Source organism: Micromonospora lupini (assembly GCF_026342015.1).
Classification (GTDB): domain Bacteria; phylum Actinomycetota; class Actinomycetes; order Mycobacteriales; family Micromonosporaceae; genus Micromonospora; species Micromonospora lupini_B.
This window is the reverse complement of the sequence record NZ_JAPENL010000002.1, coordinates 791585-806626: the sequence shown is the minus strand read 5'-3', so window position 1 is coordinate 806626 and position 15042 is coordinate 791585. Positions and strand designations below refer to the sequence as shown.

Below are 15042 nucleotides of genomic sequence, written 5' to 3'. Positions count from 1 at the left end.
TCAGGCCCCCGTCCGTACGGCGGCGACGGCCTCGACCTCGACGAGTTGGTCGGTGTAGCCGAGCACGGCCACCCCGAGCAGGGTGCTGGGCGGATCGTGGTCGCCGAAGAAGTCCCGTACCACCTCCCAGACGGTCGCCAGGTCCGCCTGCCGGGACGACGCCACGTACACGGTGGTCTTGACGACGTCGGTCAGCCGGGCGCCGGCCGCGCCGAGCACGGTCTCCAGGTTCGCCAACACCTGCCGGGCCTGCGCCACATGGTCGCCGGGCGCGACGGTACGGCCCTCGGCGTCAAGCGGACACGCGCCGGCGGTGAAGACCAGCCGGGCGGGCGGCTCGACGGTGGCCGCGTACGCGTACTCGGCGACGTCGGACAGGGCGGGGACGTGCAGCAACGCGACAGGATCCGGCATGCCGGCGACGCTAACGACGATCACCCGCCCGAGCGAACCATTAACGCCGCAGGGCACACCTCTGTCGGAGGCGACAACTTCCGGGAAATAGTGGCCTCAGGACGGCCCGAGGCCACTATTTCCCTGAAGATGCGCGGATCTTGGCGCGGAGGGAGCCGGACCCCTCAGGCGGACGCGCGGAAGACCAGCTCGGTCGGGAGCATGACGGCCGGTTCGATCGTTTCGCCGGCGGCGAGACGGAGCAGTTGCTTGGTCATCCGTCGGCCGAGTTCCACGATCGGTTGCCGGACTGTGGTCAGCGGCGGTTCGGTGTAGGCGGCGGTCTCGATGTCGTCGAAGCCGATCACCGCGACGTCCTCCGGCACCCGCCGACCGGCCGCGCGCAGGGTACGCAGGGCGGCGTGTGCCATCAGGTCGGAGGCGGCGAACACCCCGTCCACGTCGGGATGGTCGGTGAGCAGGCGGTCCATCGCCGCCGCACCGGACTCCCGGGTGAAGTCGCCGACGGCGATCAGCTCGGGCAGCCCGGCGGCGGCGACCGTCTCCCGGTAGCCGATCAGTCGTTCGATCCCGGCGACCATGTCCTGCGGGCCGGCGATGGTGGCGATCCGCCGGCGCCCGCCGTCGATCAAATGTCGCACGGCGGCGGTGACCCCGCCGACGTGGTCCACGTCGACGTACGGCACGGGGACGTCGCCGAGCGGCCGGCCGCTTACCACCACGGGGATGCCGAGCCGGGCCAGCGTGCCGGGCAGCGGGTCGGCGCCGTGCAGCGAGGCGAAGAGCACCCCGTCGACGTGGCGACCCGTGGTGTACCGCTCGACCCGCTGATGCCCGGCCGGCGAGCCGGCGAGCATCAGCACCAGTTGCTTGTCGGCCGCCTCCAGCTCCTGGCTGACGCCACGGATGATGCCGGGGAAGACCTGGTCGTCGGAGAAGACCCGGGTGGCCGCCTCCGGCATGACCAGGGCTATCGAGTCGGTCCGCTGGGTGACCAGGCTGCGGGCGGCCAGGTTGGGCACGTACCCCAGCTCGGCGACCGCCCGGTTGACGGCTTCCCGGATGGGCTCGGCGACGGTGGTGGAGCCGTTGACGACCCGGGAGACGGTGGCCCGGGAGACCCCGGCCCGGGCCGCCACCGCCTCGAGCGTCGGCCGCTGCGCCGTCGTCATCGCGACTTTCCCCCGCTCGTCACAGCCCGTTCCGGGAGATCACCTCCTGGTACCACCGGGCGCTGGCCTTCGGTGTGCGCCGCTGGGTCAGGTAGTCGACGTGCACGATCCCGAACCGCTTGCGGTAACCCTCCGCCCACTCGAAGTTGTCCAGGAATGACCATACGAGATACCCGCGCAGATCCACGCCCCGGGAGATCGCCTCGTGCGCCGCCCGCAGGTGCCCGTCGAGGTACGCGATCCGGTCGTTGTCGATCACCTGTGCCGGCCCGTGGGGCGAGTCGGTGCCCGCCTTGTCGGGGAACGCCGCGCCGTTCTCGGTGATCATCAGCGGCACGCCTGGGTAGTCGGTGGCGATCCGCTCCAACAGACGGGTGAGCCCGGACGGCTCGATCATCCAGCCCATGTCGGTGAGCGGCCCGGCCGGCGGCAGGAAGTGCACAGCGCCCCCGGTCCCGGGGTAGGCGCCGTCGCCGTCGCCGTCGGGGCGGCCGGCGACGTAGGTGGGCGCGTAGTAGTTGATGCCGAGCAGGTCGATCGGGGCGGCGATCACCTTCTCGTCGCCGTCGCGGATGAACGTCGGCTCGACGATGCGGGCCACGTGCTCGCGTACGTCGTCGGGATAGCCGCCGGCCAGCAGCGGGTCGAGGAAGATCCGGTTGTGCAGGCCGTCGACCAGGTGGACGGCGGCGGCGTCGGCCGCGCTCTGCGGGTCCGCCGGTCGTACGTCGGCCGGGTTGACGGTGATGCCGACGCTGCGGGCGCCGGCCGCGCGCAGCGCCCGCGCCGCCAGGCCGTGCCCGAGCAGCAGATGGTGTACGGCGGTGAAGGCCGCCGCGGGGTCCTGCTCGCCCGGCGCGTGCACCCCGTTGGCGTAGCCGAGGTAGGCCGAGCACCACGGCTCGTTGAGGGTCGTCCAGACGTCGATCCGGTCGCCGAGGCGGGCGTACACGGCGGTGGCGTACGTGGCGAAGTGCTCGGCGGTGTCCCGGTTGGTCCAGCCACCCCGGTCGCCCAGGCTCTGCGGCAGGTCCCAGTGGTAGAGGGTGACGATCGGGTCGATGCCCCGGGCGAGCAGCGTGTCGGTGAGCCGGTCGTAGAAGTCCAGCCCGCGCGGGTTGACCGGGCCGCTGCCGTCGGGCTGGATCCGGGGCCAGGCGACCGAGAACCGGTACGCCCGCATCCCCAGCTCGGCCATCAGCGCCACGTCGTCGGCGGACCGGTGGTAGTGGTCGCAGGCGACGTCGCCTGTGTGACCCTGGTACACCTTGCCTGGCGTACGGCAGAAGGTGTCCCAGATGGACGGACCGCGACCGTCGTCGCGGGCCGCGCCCTCGATCTGGTACGCGGCGGTGGCCGCTCCCCAGAGGAAGTGCTCAGGAAACCGGATCTCATTCACGCCTTGACCGCACCTTCCATGATCCCGCCGATGATCTGGCGGCCGAACAGCACGAAGACCAGCAACAGGGGCAGCGTCGCGATGGCCGTCCCGGTGAACACCTGGGACATGTCCTGGTAATACCCGTCGGAGAGCGCTCGCAGGGAGAGCTGAACGGTCGGGTTCGCCGGGTCGTTCAGCACAGCGTACGGCCACAGGAAGTCGTTCCAGGTGGTCATGAACGTGAGTAGACCGAGCACCGCGGCGGCCGGGCGCAGCGCCGGCAGCACCACGTGCCACCAGATCCGCGCGGTGCCGCAGCCGTCCATCCGGGCGGCCTCGATGAGCTCGTCGCTGATGGCCTGGCCGGCGTACTGCCGCATCATGAACACCCCGAAGCCGGTGACCAGCACCGGGACGATGACCGCGGGCAGCCGGTCGTTCCACTGCAACTTCGTCATGAGGAGGTAGAGCGGGATCACGCCGAGCTGCGTCGGCACCATCATGGTCGCGATGATCACCAACAGCAGCGCGTTGCGGCCCCGGAAGCGCAGCTTCGCGAAGGCGAATCCGGCAAGGCTGGAGAAGAACACCACCGACACGGTGACCGTGGTGGCCACGACCACCGAGTTGATCAGGCCGATGAGGAAGTACGCGTCGGTGTTGTCGAACAGCCGGGCGATGTTGGCGCCCAGATTGTTGCCGGGTGTGATCGGAGGCGGCAGTTGGCCCATCGCGTCGCTGGTGCGGCTGGCGACGACGAACATCCACCAGATCGGAAAGATCGACAGGACGGCGGCGCACACCAGGGCCAGGTAGGTGAGCGGGCTCGCCCGCCAGAGCCGGCTCATCGGGTGGCTCCCTTCCGTGGGCCGGCCCCGCCGCCGAGGCGGCGCAGGACCAGCACGTTTACCGCCGCGACGAGGGCGATGAGCGCGAAGAGCAGCCACGCCACCGCCGAGCCGTAACCGAAGTTGTAGTGCGGCGCGAAGGCGTTCTCGAACATGTACATGGTCAGGGTCTGCGACTCGCGCAGCGGTCCGCCCCGGATCGGGTTGGTGCCGGAGTGGAACATCCGGGGCTCGGTGAAGAGTTGAAGTCCACCGATGGTGGCGATGATGGTGCAGAAGATGATCGTCGGTTTGAGCAGTGGCACGGTGACCGACCAGAACTGCCGGGCCCGGTTGGCGCCGTCGATCGCCGCCGCCTCGTACAGGTCGCGGGGGATGGCCTGCATCGCGGCCAGGAGGATCAGCGCGTTGTAGCCGGTCCACCGCCAGTCGACCATTGCCGAGATGGCCACCCAGGAGGCGACCCGGTTGGACTTCCACTCGATCGCGTCCATGCCGACCAGGTCGAGCAGCCAGTTGACCATGCCGAACTCGCGGCCGAAGAGCACCCCGAAGACGATCGCCACGGCGGCGGTGGAGGTGACGTTGGGGACGAGCACCGCCATCCGCCAGCCCGTACGCCCCCGCAGCCCCCGATTCAGCAGGTTGGCCAACCACAGCGCGGCGAGTAGCTGCGGCACGGTGGAGATCACGAAGATGCCCAGCGTGTTGACGAGCGCGTGCCAGAAGTCGACGTCGGCGAGCAGCCGGGTGTAGTTCTCCGCGCCGACGAACGGGTGGTCGGTGCCGAGCAGGTCCCAGTCGTGCAGCGAGACCCAGAAGGTGTACGCCAGCGGGTAGACCCCGAACACCGCGAAGAGCAGAAAGAACGGGGCGATGTAGAGGTACGGCGAGAGGCGGGTGTCGAGCCGGCTGAGCCGACCCGACGATAGGCGTTGGTGCCCGGCCGCCGGTGCGGCAGGGGGGCGGGCGTCGAGCTGGACGGTCATGCCCTCAGGACTCCTTTCCGTCGTGCGGGCGGGATTCCGGTGCACGGAGCCCGCCCGCACGCTGGCTCGGGCTACTTGGCGGCGGCCTTCTTGGCGTTTGTCACCGCGTCCGTCCAGCCCTGTGCGGGGCTGCGTTGTCCCAGCTCGACAGTCCGTACGGCGTTCTCCACCTCGGTGCGGACGGCCTGGTTCTTGGGGCCCATGTAGACAGGCTTCAGGCTCTTCGCGCCGGTGCCGAAGATCGCGCCCACGGGCGCACCGGAGAAGTACGCGTTCGTCGAGCCGGCGATCGCCGGGTCGTCGAGCGCCTGGGGCGAGGAGGGCAGCGGGCCCTTGGCCTTGAACGCGCCGATCTGGCCCTTGGCGCTGGTCAGGAACGTGGCCAGCTCGATGGCCTCGGCCTGGTGCTTGCTCTGCTTGGGCACGGCGAGGTGCGACCCGCCCCAGTTGCCGCCGCTGCCGGGCACCCGGGCGATGTCCCACTTGCCCTTGGCGGCGGGGCCGGCGTTGCCCTCGATGACTCCTGTCATCCAGGCGGGGCAGGCGATGGTGGCGAACTTCGTCTGCTTGAAGGCGGACACCCACTCCTCGGACCACGAGCCGTACCTGCCGGAGAGGCCCGAATCGATGATGTCCATCGTGGTGTCCCAGGCCTGCCGTACCGCCGGGTTGCTGTCGACGACGACGTTGCCGCTTGTGTCGTAGTAGCTGTAGCCGGTGGTGTTGCCGGCGGTCTGCAACAGGATCGTGTTGAACGTGTTGGTGGCCGCGTCGAGGAAGGACGCCCCGGTCTTGGCCGCGACGAACTTCTCGCCGGTGGCGATGTAGTCCTGCCAGGTCGGCCAGAGCTTCGAGACCGCGTCCCGTTCGGTGGGCAGGCCGGCCTTCTCGAAGAGGTCCTTGCGGTAGCAGATGGCGATGCCGCCGACGTCGGTGCCGAGGCCGATGAGCTGCTTGCCGTCGGCGGTCAGGCCGGCGTTCCACTTCCATTCGAGGAAGTTGCCCTTGAGGTCGGCGGCGCCGTGGTCCAGCAGGTTGACGAAGTTGCCGGGGTTCGCCTTGTACTCGACGAGCAGGCCCTCCTCGATGGCCACGATGTCACCGGCGCCCCGGCCGGCGGCGAGCCACTGGGTCAGCTTCGGCGAGTACTCGTCGAGGTTGCTGCCGGTGCCCCGCTCGACGATCTTCACGTCGGGGTGCGCGGCCATGTACTCCTGGTAGAGCTGGTCGTAGCCGAACTGGCCGAAGACGTCGACGGTAAGTGTGATCGGCCCGTCGGCCTCGGCGTCGTCACCGCCGCCGCAGCCGGCGGTGACGAGCAGGGCGGTCGTGGCGGCGAGGGCCACTGCGGCGAGGCGGCGGCGCGGAAGGACAGCCATCGGATATTGACCTCTCTCAAGGTGGTCAGGTGGTGGCAGAAGGCCAAGAGAGCGCTCTCACGCCAGGGTGGTGCGTCGATGCGTCGCTGTCAAGAGAGCGCTCTCTCCGGTCGCCACCGGACACGCGACGAGGGCGTCACCCCGGTGGGGATGACGCCCTCGTCGAGTCGATCCGGTCAGCCGGTACGCAGGCCGTCGAGCAGCGCGCGGTCGCCCGTGACGTCGAGGGTCTCGAAGCTGACCCGGCCCCAGAGCGCCAGCAGCAGATCGCTCGCGGTGCCGCTGACCTGCGCACGAGCGTGGTGATCGTCGTGGTCGAAGATGGTCGCCGTGTCCAGCAGGGCCACCCCCTCGCCGCGCAGCCGCAGATACCACTCCTGATCCGCGTCCGTCGCCGCGAGCTGCACCACCCCGTGCCAGTCGCCCTTGCGCTGCCGCCGGCCGGCCGGCAACCAGGTGTCCAGCACCTCGCTCACCCCGTCGGCGGCGAGCTTGGCCTCGACCGGCTCACCGGCGGCGATGGCGAGCTGGGCGTCCCAGCGGTGCACCGCCGTCTCGTGCGCCATCCGGCGCGGCCAGAAGCCGGCCTTCTTCGGCTGCGGCGCCCAGTTCCACGCCGGCGCCTCCGGGTCGAGACCCTCGAAGAGGGTCATCAGTTGGTCGTACCCCTGCTGCCAGAGCTGGAGCGCGCTCAGGCCCGAGGGTGCCACGGACGTGTCCCGGCGGGGCGGCGCGTCCGTCTGCCCCGACCCGGCGAACGAATAAACCCAGTGGTAGATGCCCGCGAGGTGCAGGGTGAGATCATTGACTGTCCAGCCCGGACAGGACAGCACGGGTGTCTCCGGCGGCGCCTCGGCGACCGCCGCGGCGAACGCCGGGCCCTCAGCCCGGAGCGCCCCAATCCAGAAATCCTTGCTGCCCTGCAGTCTGCTCATCGCCATCCTCCCGGGGGTGCCGGGCCACCAGTAGGTGCCACGGCTGCCCATCAGCCTAAGGTGAAAGACGTGTCAGACGCCTACGCCCAGCCGACAACCGAAGCCGATCGTGCCATCCCCGGTCCACTGGCCGGCTACACCACGCTACGGATGGGCGGGCCGGCCGAGCGGATCGTGGCCGCGACAAGCGCCGACGAGATCATCCGGGCGGTCCAGGCCACCGACGGGCCGATCCTGGTCCTGGCCGGCGGCAGCAACGTGGTGATCGGCGACGCCGGCTTCCCCGGCACTGTCGTACTGGTGCGCTCCCGTGGCCTTCGGGTCCTCGCCCAGGACGCCGAGTCCGTCACCGTACGCGTCGAGGCCGGCGAGCCCTGGGACGACCTGGTCGCCACGACGATAGGCAACGGCTGGGCGGGCCTGGAGTGTCTCTCCGGCATCCCCGGCTCGACAGGCGCCACCCCGATCCAGAACGTCGGTGCGTACGGCCAGGAGGTCGCCGAGACGATCACCGGCGTCGAGGTGTACGACAGGCTCGACGGCACCCGTCGGGTCATCCCCGCGGCGGAGTGCGGCTTCGCCTACCGGGGCAGCATCTTCAAGTACCAGGACCGCTGGGTGGTGCTCTCGGTCGACTTCCGGCTCACCCGCTCGCCGCTGTCCGGCCCGGTGCGCTACGCCGAGCTGGCCCGGGCGCTCGGCGTCGAGGTGGGCGAGCGGGTGCCGCTGGCCGACGCGCGGGCGACGGTGCTGCGGCTACGCGCCGGCAAGGGCATGGTGCTCGACGCCACCGACCCGGACACGCGTTCGGTCGGCTCCTTCTTCACCAACCCGGTGCTCGACCGGGCGACGTACGAGCTGCTCCGGGAGCGCGCCGCCGACCTGGGCGAGCCCCCTTCCTGGCCCGGGGCGGACGGCCTGGTCAAGGTGAGCGCGGCCTGGCTCATCGACAGGGCCGGCTTCACCAAGGGCCACCCCGGCCCGGACGGCGTGGCCATCTCCCGCAAGCACACCCTCGCCCTCACCAACCGCAGCGGCACGGCCAGCACCAGCGACCTGCTCACCCTCGCCGGCACCATCCGTGACACCGTGCACGCCCGCCTCGGTGTGACCCTGCACCCCGAGCCGGTCCTGATCAACTGCGCCCTCTGACCCCCACCGCACGTCAGGGCAACGGCCAGCGGAGGGTCAACTCGCCGTGCCGCCAGCGGTGTGGGCCGTCACGTACGGGCCAGCCGTCGTCTCTGAGCCTGCCCACGGCCCGCAGCCAACGCTGGCGCGGGCCGAAGGTGGCGTAGGGGGCCGCGGCCTGCCAGGCATCGTCCAGGGCCCGGATCAGGTCGTGCACCGCCTCGCCCGGGACGTTGCGGTGGATAAGCGCCTTGGGTAGCCGCTCGGCCAACTCGGCGGGACTGCCCAGCGTGGTGAGCTTCGCGGCGAGGGTGAGCGTCTGCGGGCCGTCCGCGTCGACAAGCAGCCAGCTCGCCAGCCGGCCCAGCTCGTCGCAGGTGCCCTCGACGAGCGCCCCACCCGGGGCGAGCGCCGCGGTCATCGTGCGCCAGGCGTCGGGCACCTCGCTCTCGTCGTACTGCCGCAGGACGTTGAACGCGCGGACCAGCACCGGCCGGAGCCCGGCCAGCTCGAAGCCACCCCGGGCGAAGATCAGGCCGGGCGGGTCGGCGGCAGGCGTCGCGGCGGCCACCCGCGCCGGGTCGATCTCCAGCCCGACCAGGCGTACGTCCCGACGGACCCCGGCGGCCAGCCGGGCCCGCAGCTCCACGGCGGTCACCGGCGTGGCCCCGTACCCGAGGTCCACCACGAGCGGATCGGCCGCCGCCCGCAGCCGGTCGGCGCATGTCGCGACGATCCAGTTGTCCACCCGGCGCAGCCGGTTCGGGTTTGTGGTGCCCCGGGTGACCACGCCGAGCGGCAGGCGTCGTGGAGCCCTGTTCATGGGTCCTGTCCCCGACTCAGGAGACCCGGTGCACCTTGTGCTGCGCCGCCTGCGCCCGTGGCCGGACCACCAACCGGTCGATGTTGACGTGCTCGGGACGGGTGGCGCACCAGGCGATGCAGTCGGCCACGTCCTCGGCGACCAGCGGTCCCGGCACCCCGGCGTAGACGGCAGCCGCCCGCTCGGCGTCGCCCTCGAAGCGGACCAGCCCGAACTCGTCGGTCTTCACCATCCCGGGGTCGATCTCGATGACCCGCAGGGGCCGGCCACACAGCTCCAGGCGGAGCGTGCCGGCGATGGCGGTCTGCGCGTGCTTCGCGGCGGTGTAGCCGCCCCCGCCCTCGTACACGGTCAGACCGGCGGTGGAGGAGACCACCACGACGGTGCCGGAACCGGAGCCCTCAAGCGCCGGCAGCAGCGCCTGGGTGACCCGCAGCGTGCCGAGCACGTTGACGTCGTACATCCACTGCCAGTCGGCGACCGAGCCGGACTCCACCGGGTCCAGCCCGCGCGCTCCGCCGGCGTTGTTGACCAGGAGGGTGACCGTCCCGGGTGCCCGCGCGGCAGCCTCGGCGAGCCCCGCCACCGACTCGTCCGAGGTGACGTCGCAGGTCACCGCGGTGGCCTGCCCGCCGGCGGCGGTGATCTCGGCGACCAGCTCGGCGAGACGGTCGGCGCGGCGGGCGGCGGCGAGGACGTGGAAACCCTCGGCGGCCAGCCGGCGGGCGGTGGCCGCCCCGATCCCGCTGGACGCTCCGGTGACGATGGCGACAGAGGTCATTGCGTCATTGTCGCCCCGGCCGTCCGGAGCCCTCCGATCGGGCGCGGGGTTCGCCGCGGGCCGTCTGTTGATGAGGTCCGTCACCCCGGCCGGCCGCGCCGAGGCATTTCCGTTGCCCGATGGGGAAGATGACATCCGGCGTACAGGTTGAGCGAGAAGCGCCGGTCGTGCGAGACGGCATTAACCGTGACTGAAGGAGCGGACGTGGCGGAACTGCACACCGGCGTTGGTCGTCAGCGAGGTGCCCGACCGTGGCCCCGGCCCCGCCGCATCGCCACCCTGTCGGTGCACACCTCGCCGCTGCACCAACCCGGCACCGGCGACGCCGGCGGAATGAACGTCTACATCCTGGAGGTCGCCCGGCGGCTCGCCGAGGCCGACGTCGAGGTGGAGATCTTCACCCGGGCCACCTCGGGTGATCTCCCCCCGGTGGTCGAGATGGCCCCCGGCGTGCAGGTTCGGCACATCACCTCAGGCCCCCTCGAAGGGCTGACGAAGGAGGAGCTGCCCGGCCAGCTCTGCGCCTTCACCGCCGGGGTGCTGCGCGCCGAGGCGTCCCGCCCACCCGGGCACTACGACCTCATCCACTCCCACTACTGGCTGTCCGGCCAGGTCGGCTGGCTGGCCAAGGAGCGCTGGGGAGTGCCGCTCGTGCACACCGCGCACACCCTGGCGAAGGTCAAGAACGCCCAACTCGCCGCCGACGACAGGCCGGAACCCAAGGCCCGGGTGATCGGCGAGGAGCAGGTCGTCGCCGAGGCCGACCGGCTGGTCGCCAACACCCGGGTGGAGGCCCGCGACCTCGTCGAGCGGTACGACGCCGACCCCGGCCAGGTCTCCGTCGTGCAGCCGGGCGTCGACCTGGCCCGGTTCCGGCCCGCGCCTGGCGACCGGCTCGCGGCCGCCCGCGCCGCCCGCCGCCGGCTGGGGCTGCCGGTCGACGGGTACGTGGTGGCCTTCGTCGGTCGGATCCAACCACTCAAGGCGCCGGACGTGCTCATCCGCGGGATCGCCGCCCTGCGCGAGCGTGATCCGGCCCTGGCCGACGAGGTGACAGTGGTGATCTGCGGCGGACCCAGCGGCAGTGGGCTGGACCGGCCGACCGCCCTGATCGAGCTGGCCGCGACGCTCGGGGTCGCCGACCGGGTCCGTTTCCTGCCGCCGCGTACCGGCGACGACCTGCCTGCCCTGTACCGGGCCGCCGACCTGGTCGCGGTGCCGTCACACAACGAATCCTTCGGGCTCGTCGCCCTGGAGGCCCAGGCCTGCGGTACGCCGGTGCTGGCCGCCGCCGTCGGCGGTCTGGTCACCGCCGTCCGGGACCAGGCCAGCGGGGTGCTCATCGACGGGCACGACCCGGTGGACTGGGCCCGCGCCCTGGGCCGCCTGTTGCCGGACCGTGCGCTGCGGGACAGGTTGTCCCGCGGCGCCGCGCAGCACGCCCGACACTTCTCCTGGGACCGCACCGTCTCGGACCTGCTCGACGTCTACGGCGAGGCGATAGCCGCGCGCCGGGCCCGCCTCGCCGCCGACCTGGCCGGAGGCCCCGCCCTCTCCTGCTCCTGGTGACCGCGCGGTCGTGCCGGTGGTGACCGCGCGGCGGTCGTCAACCGGTGCGTGGGCCGGGGCGGTCGTAGAGTGGGTCCGGTGAGCCCGAAGAGCGATCTTGCGACCCTGATCGAGTCGGTCTGTGCCGAGCGTGACCTGGCCTGGGAGTCGACCGGGCCCGGCTCGTACGCGGTCACCCTGCCGGGCACCCACAAGCTCAAGACGATCTGCAACCTGATCGTCGGTGAGCACGCGCTGCGGATCGAGGCGTTCGTCATGCGCCAGCCCGACGAGCGGCGCGAGGAGTTGTGGGCCTGGCTGCTGCAACGCAACGCCCGGATGTACGGCGTCTCCTTCTCCACGGACGCGGTCGGCGACGTGTACCTGACCGGGCGGGTCAACCCGGCCGGTGTGGACGCCGACGAGCTGGACCGGCTGCTCGGTTCGGTGCTCACCTACTCCGACGAGTCCTTCGACACGATGCTGGAGATCGGCTTCGGCAGCTCGATCCGGCGCGAGTACGAGTGGCGGGTCAAGCGTGGCGAGTCGACCGCGAACCTGGCCGCCTTCGCCCACCTCTTCGAGCCGTCCGGGGCGGGCCCCGACACCGCCTGACGTCCTGCCGGCCCTCCCACCCTGCGTCGCCGGCCGGCTTGCGGCGTGCTCGGACGTCGGTTCGAGCTGGTGCGTTGCTGGAGGTTCGGACTGCTCCTGACGGGTATGCCGCACCGCGCGGTGCGGCATAGGGACCCCCGCGCGCCGAGGACGGAGTGTCGAGGAGCGTGAGCGTCCCATGGCTCAGCGGAACAGCTCAGGTCGCGGCGGGACTGCGACAAGGACCAAACGGCAGGCAGGCAACCAGAGCCCGGCTACTCCCGGGGTCTCCGAGTCGGAGATCTCCCGGATGCGGGTGGACGACATCCGCGGGCAGTTGCGCAAACGCGGGGTCTCCGGGATCTCCGCGTTGCGTAAGCCCGACCTGGTGAAACAGTTGGTGCGCTCGCTGCGTTCCGACGCCGGTGGCGCGGGCCGGCGCAGCACCGGACCGGCCGGTCGGGCCGCCGGCACCAGGGCGTCGGCCGGTCGGGCCGCCGCGACGAAGAAGTCGGCGTCGAGGGCGGTACCGAGTCGCGCGAAGGCCGCGCCCGCGAACAAGAGCGCTCCCGCGAAGCGGGCCGCAGCAAAGAAGACGACCGCCGCGAAGCGGACCACCGCCGCCAAGAAGACGACCGCCGCGAGCAAGGCGACCGCCACAAAGCGGACGACAAGCGCACGGACGTCGACGGGGGCCCGTAAGACGGCTGCGGCGAAGAAGACGACACCGGCGGCGAAGTCGACAGCCGCACGCAGGACGTCGACGTCCGCGCGTACCGCGCCGGCACGGAAGGCGCCCGCGAAGAAGGCGTCGTCGCGACCGGCCGCCAAGCGGTCGGCTCCCGCCAAGCGAGCCACGGCCAAGCGGGCGACGCCTGCCAAGCGGGCCACGGCGAGCCGGCCGGCGACCGGCGGTACGGCTACCGGCGGGATGGCGGCCGGTGGGATCCGGACCGGACGGGGCACCGGACGGTCGGTCCGCAGCTCGCAGGTGATCTCGTCGATCGCGGACCGGCCGGAGCGGCCTGGACGAAGCCTCATCACCGCGAATCACGAGGTGATCAAGCACTGGGCGGCGGAGCGCGGCGCGAAGCCGGCGACCATCGCGGGCACCGAGCGGGACGGTCGGGCCGGAGTGTTGACCTTCAACATCCCCGGATACCGGGAAAGCAGCCGGATTCGTGAGATCACCTGGGATGACTGGTTCTACACGTTCGATCTGCGCCGGCTCAACCTGATCTATCAGGAGCAGCTGCGCGACGGCCGGCAGAGCAACTTCTTCCGGACGGAGTCACCCGATCGTGAGGACGGCTGACGTGTTTGCGGGAATGCGCGACGGGTACCCGGCTGTTGCCACAGACCGAGGCCCGAGCTGGGGATACTCGCCAGTTGTGACCGGCGAGACAGCCCATCTGGGTTGAATCCAGAATCCGGCCGAACTAGCTTTATTGCACCGCGCCACGCTTGGAAACGTTCGGGGGAGCGGCGGATCGATCAGATCCGCGCACCAGGCGAGGCGCGATGGGACGGGTGGACCAACCGTTGGGGGACGGTGCCCACCTGTTTGGACCGGCGGCGCGAGCGGGCGATGCTTACGGGGGTGAGTGTTGCCCGCCGCCGCCGGCCCCACCGGCGAGCGCCCACCATGACCTTCGGGACACGGTGGGCGCTTTGCCGTCGTACGGTCGATCAACCCCGTCGTACGGTCGATCAACCGGTCTGGACGCGGTCCACGCGCGGCGTCGGCTCCCGGCCGGCGGCCCGGCGCAGCGCGGCGACGTGCCGGTCGCGGGCCGGCCCGGCCAGCAGGTGCCCGAGCGCGGCCAGCAGGCCCAGCCCGCCCACGATCAGCCAGTGCCGGTCGCCGAGGTGCTGAAGGCTCACCCCGCCCAGCGTGGGGGCGACGAACGCCGCGGCCGGGAACGTCAGGTAGAAGACCGACTGGTACCGCGCACGCAGTTGCGGCGGTGCCAGATCCGCGTTGATCTGCGCGTTGGGCGGCGCGGCCAGCATCGAGCCGACCGTCCAGACCACCGCCGCGCCGAGGTAGACGCCCAGGTCGTCGGCGACGGCGAGCACGCCGAAGCCGATCGCCAGCAGGGCCGTGGAGGCGGCCAGCACGACGTCCTTGCGGTGCCTGTCGATCAGCCGGGGCACGAACAGTTGCCCCAGCACGATCAGCGCGCCCCCGAGTGCCACCACCGCCCCGTACGCCGACGGTCCCAGCCCGTCGGCGCGCATCGCCAGCGGCATGATCGTCGAGGTCTGCAGGGTGAGGACGGCCAGCACGAAGGTGAGCCCGACGAAGACCAGGAAGGTCCGGTCGGTGAGCGCGGTGTGCAGCCCCTCTCGACGGGAGCGAGCGGCCGTCGAGGGGTCGGCCGGCGGGACGCCAGTGGCCTGTCGCAGGGTCTCCGGCACCTTCGCGCCGATGACTGCGGCGGCGGTAAGGGTGGCGGCGGCGTCGACCAGGAACAGCGCGGTGAAGCTCGCCTCGGCCAGCACCCCGGCGAGCAGCGACGCGACCGCCATGCCCAGGTTGAACGCCCAGAACTGGAGGTTGAACGCGCGTGAGCGGCGCTGCGCGGGCACCACGTCGACGATCGCCGCCACGAAGGCGGGGCTGGGCATCGAGTGCACCACGCCGACAAGCGCGGACAGCGCCGCGATCAGCAGGAGGGGCCGGCTGAAGGCCAGCGCCACCATGAGGGCGGCGGTGGCCAGGTGGGCGGCGAGCAGGGTGGCCCGGCGACCCCACCGGTCGGCAAGCACCCCGCCGAGCAGCACGCCGACCGCCCCGCCGGCGCCGTACGCCCCGACCACCATGCCGGCCGTCGACTCGCTGGCGCCTCGGGCGTCGGTGAGGTAGAGCGACAGGAAGAGCATGGCGAACGCGCCCGCGCGGTTGATCAGCAGTCCTGCCCAGAGGTACCAGAAGGTGGCGGGTAGCCCGCCCGCGGTGTCGTGCCACAAGCGCCGCAGGGCGTGCATCCGACCTCCCGACAGTTCAGTTTCTTAACCGTTTCTCCTGGACGGTAGGAAGTCGG

13 protein-coding genes and 1 pseudogene are annotated in these 15042 nt (G+C 71.5%); 4 read left to right on the top strand and 10 right to left on the bottom strand.

What is annotated here, in order from left to right:
* The 7 genes from OOJ91_RS18625 to OOJ91_RS18595 form a co-directional block, all read right to left on the bottom strand.
* Entirely contained in the window at window positions 1-414 is a 414-nt protein-coding gene (locus OOJ91_RS18625; RefSeq protein ID WP_266246602.1) for a RidA family protein, read from the bottom strand.
* A 164-nt stretch (window positions 415-578) separates the two neighbouring features.
* Complete coding sequence (locus OOJ91_RS18620) at window positions 579-1586, bottom strand: LacI family DNA-binding transcriptional regulator (protein ID WP_266246601.1); 1008 nt, start codon at window positions 1584-1586, stop codon at window positions 579-581.
* Between the two features lie 19 nt (window positions 1587-1605).
* Window positions 1606-2985, bottom strand: a complete 1380-nt coding sequence (locus tag OOJ91_RS18615; RefSeq protein WP_266246599.1) for a GH1 family beta-glucosidase — start codon at window positions 2983-2985, stop codon at window positions 1606-1608.
* Window positions 2982-3815, bottom strand: a complete 834-nt coding sequence (locus OOJ91_RS18610) for a carbohydrate ABC transporter permease (RefSeq protein WP_266246598.1) — start codon at window positions 3813-3815, stop codon at window positions 2982-2984. Before OOJ91_RS18610 ends, OOJ91_RS18615 begins: the two co-directional genes overlap by 4 nt.
* Window positions 3812-4804 carry a carbohydrate ABC transporter permease gene (locus OOJ91_RS18605; RefSeq protein ID WP_266246597.1) on the bottom strand — a complete coding sequence of 331 codons (993 nt, stop codon included), beginning with the start codon at window positions 4802-4804 and terminating at the stop codon, window positions 3812-3814. Before OOJ91_RS18605 ends, OOJ91_RS18610 begins: the two co-directional genes overlap by 4 nt.
* 71 nt (window positions 4805-4875) lie before the next feature.
* The gene (locus OOJ91_RS18600; RefSeq protein WP_266246596.1) at window positions 4876-6183 is read right to left on the bottom strand and encodes an ABC transporter substrate-binding protein; all 1308 of its coding nucleotides are present in this window, start codon (window positions 6181-6183) and stop codon (window positions 4876-4878) included.
* A 176-nt stretch (window positions 6184-6359) separates the two neighbouring features.
* Window positions 6360-7118: a maleylpyruvate isomerase family mycothiol-dependent enzyme gene (locus tag OOJ91_RS18595; protein WP_266246595.1), complete on the bottom strand. Its 759-nt coding sequence runs from the start codon at window positions 7116-7118 to the stop codon at window positions 6360-6362.
* Between the two features lie 69 nt (window positions 7119-7187).
* Between OOJ91_RS18595 and OOJ91_RS18590 the strand changes: the two genes are divergently transcribed.
* Complete coding sequence (locus OOJ91_RS18590) at window positions 7188-8270, top strand: UDP-N-acetylmuramate dehydrogenase (protein ID WP_266246594.1); 1083 nt, start codon at window positions 7188-7190, stop codon at window positions 8268-8270.
* Window positions 8271-8283: 13 nt separating this feature from the next.
* Here OOJ91_RS18590 and OOJ91_RS18585 read toward each other — a convergent pair whose 3' ends face one another.
* Both OOJ91_RS18585 and OOJ91_RS18580 read right to left on the bottom strand, forming a co-directional pair.
* Entirely contained in the window at window positions 8284-9072 is a 789-nt protein-coding gene (locus OOJ91_RS18585) for a class I SAM-dependent methyltransferase (RefSeq protein ID WP_266246593.1), read from the bottom strand.
* Window positions 9073-9088: 16 nt separating this feature from the next.
* Window positions 9089-9853 (bottom strand): SDR family oxidoreductase, encoded by a 765-nt coding sequence (locus OOJ91_RS18580; protein ID WP_266246592.1) that lies wholly within the window; start codon window positions 9851-9853, stop codon window positions 9089-9091.
* Between the two features lie 204 nt (window positions 9854-10057).
* Between OOJ91_RS18580 and mshA the strand changes: the two genes are divergently transcribed.
* From mshA to OOJ91_RS34415, 3 genes and pseudogenes are all read left to right on the top strand, one after another.
* Window positions 10058-11422, top strand: a complete 1365-nt coding sequence (mshA, locus tag OOJ91_RS18575) for a D-inositol-3-phosphate glycosyltransferase (protein WP_266246591.1) — start codon at window positions 10058-10060, stop codon at window positions 11420-11422.
* Window positions 11423-11500: 78 nt separating this feature from the next.
* Window positions 11501-12016, top strand: a complete 516-nt coding sequence (locus tag OOJ91_RS18570; RefSeq protein WP_266246589.1) for a YbjN domain-containing protein — start codon at window positions 11501-11503, stop codon at window positions 12014-12016.
* Window positions 12017-12905: 889 nt separating this feature from the next.
* Window positions 12906-13310, top strand: a pseudogene (locus tag OOJ91_RS34415) (hypothetical protein); the annotation flags it as partial.
* Between the two features lie 395 nt (window positions 13311-13705).
* Here the strand turns inward: OOJ91_RS34415 and OOJ91_RS18555 are convergent.
* Complete coding sequence (locus OOJ91_RS18555) at window positions 13706-14986, bottom strand: MFS transporter (RefSeq protein WP_266246584.1); 1281 nt, start codon at window positions 14984-14986, stop codon at window positions 13706-13708.
* Window positions 14987-15042: the final 56 nt, after the last annotated feature.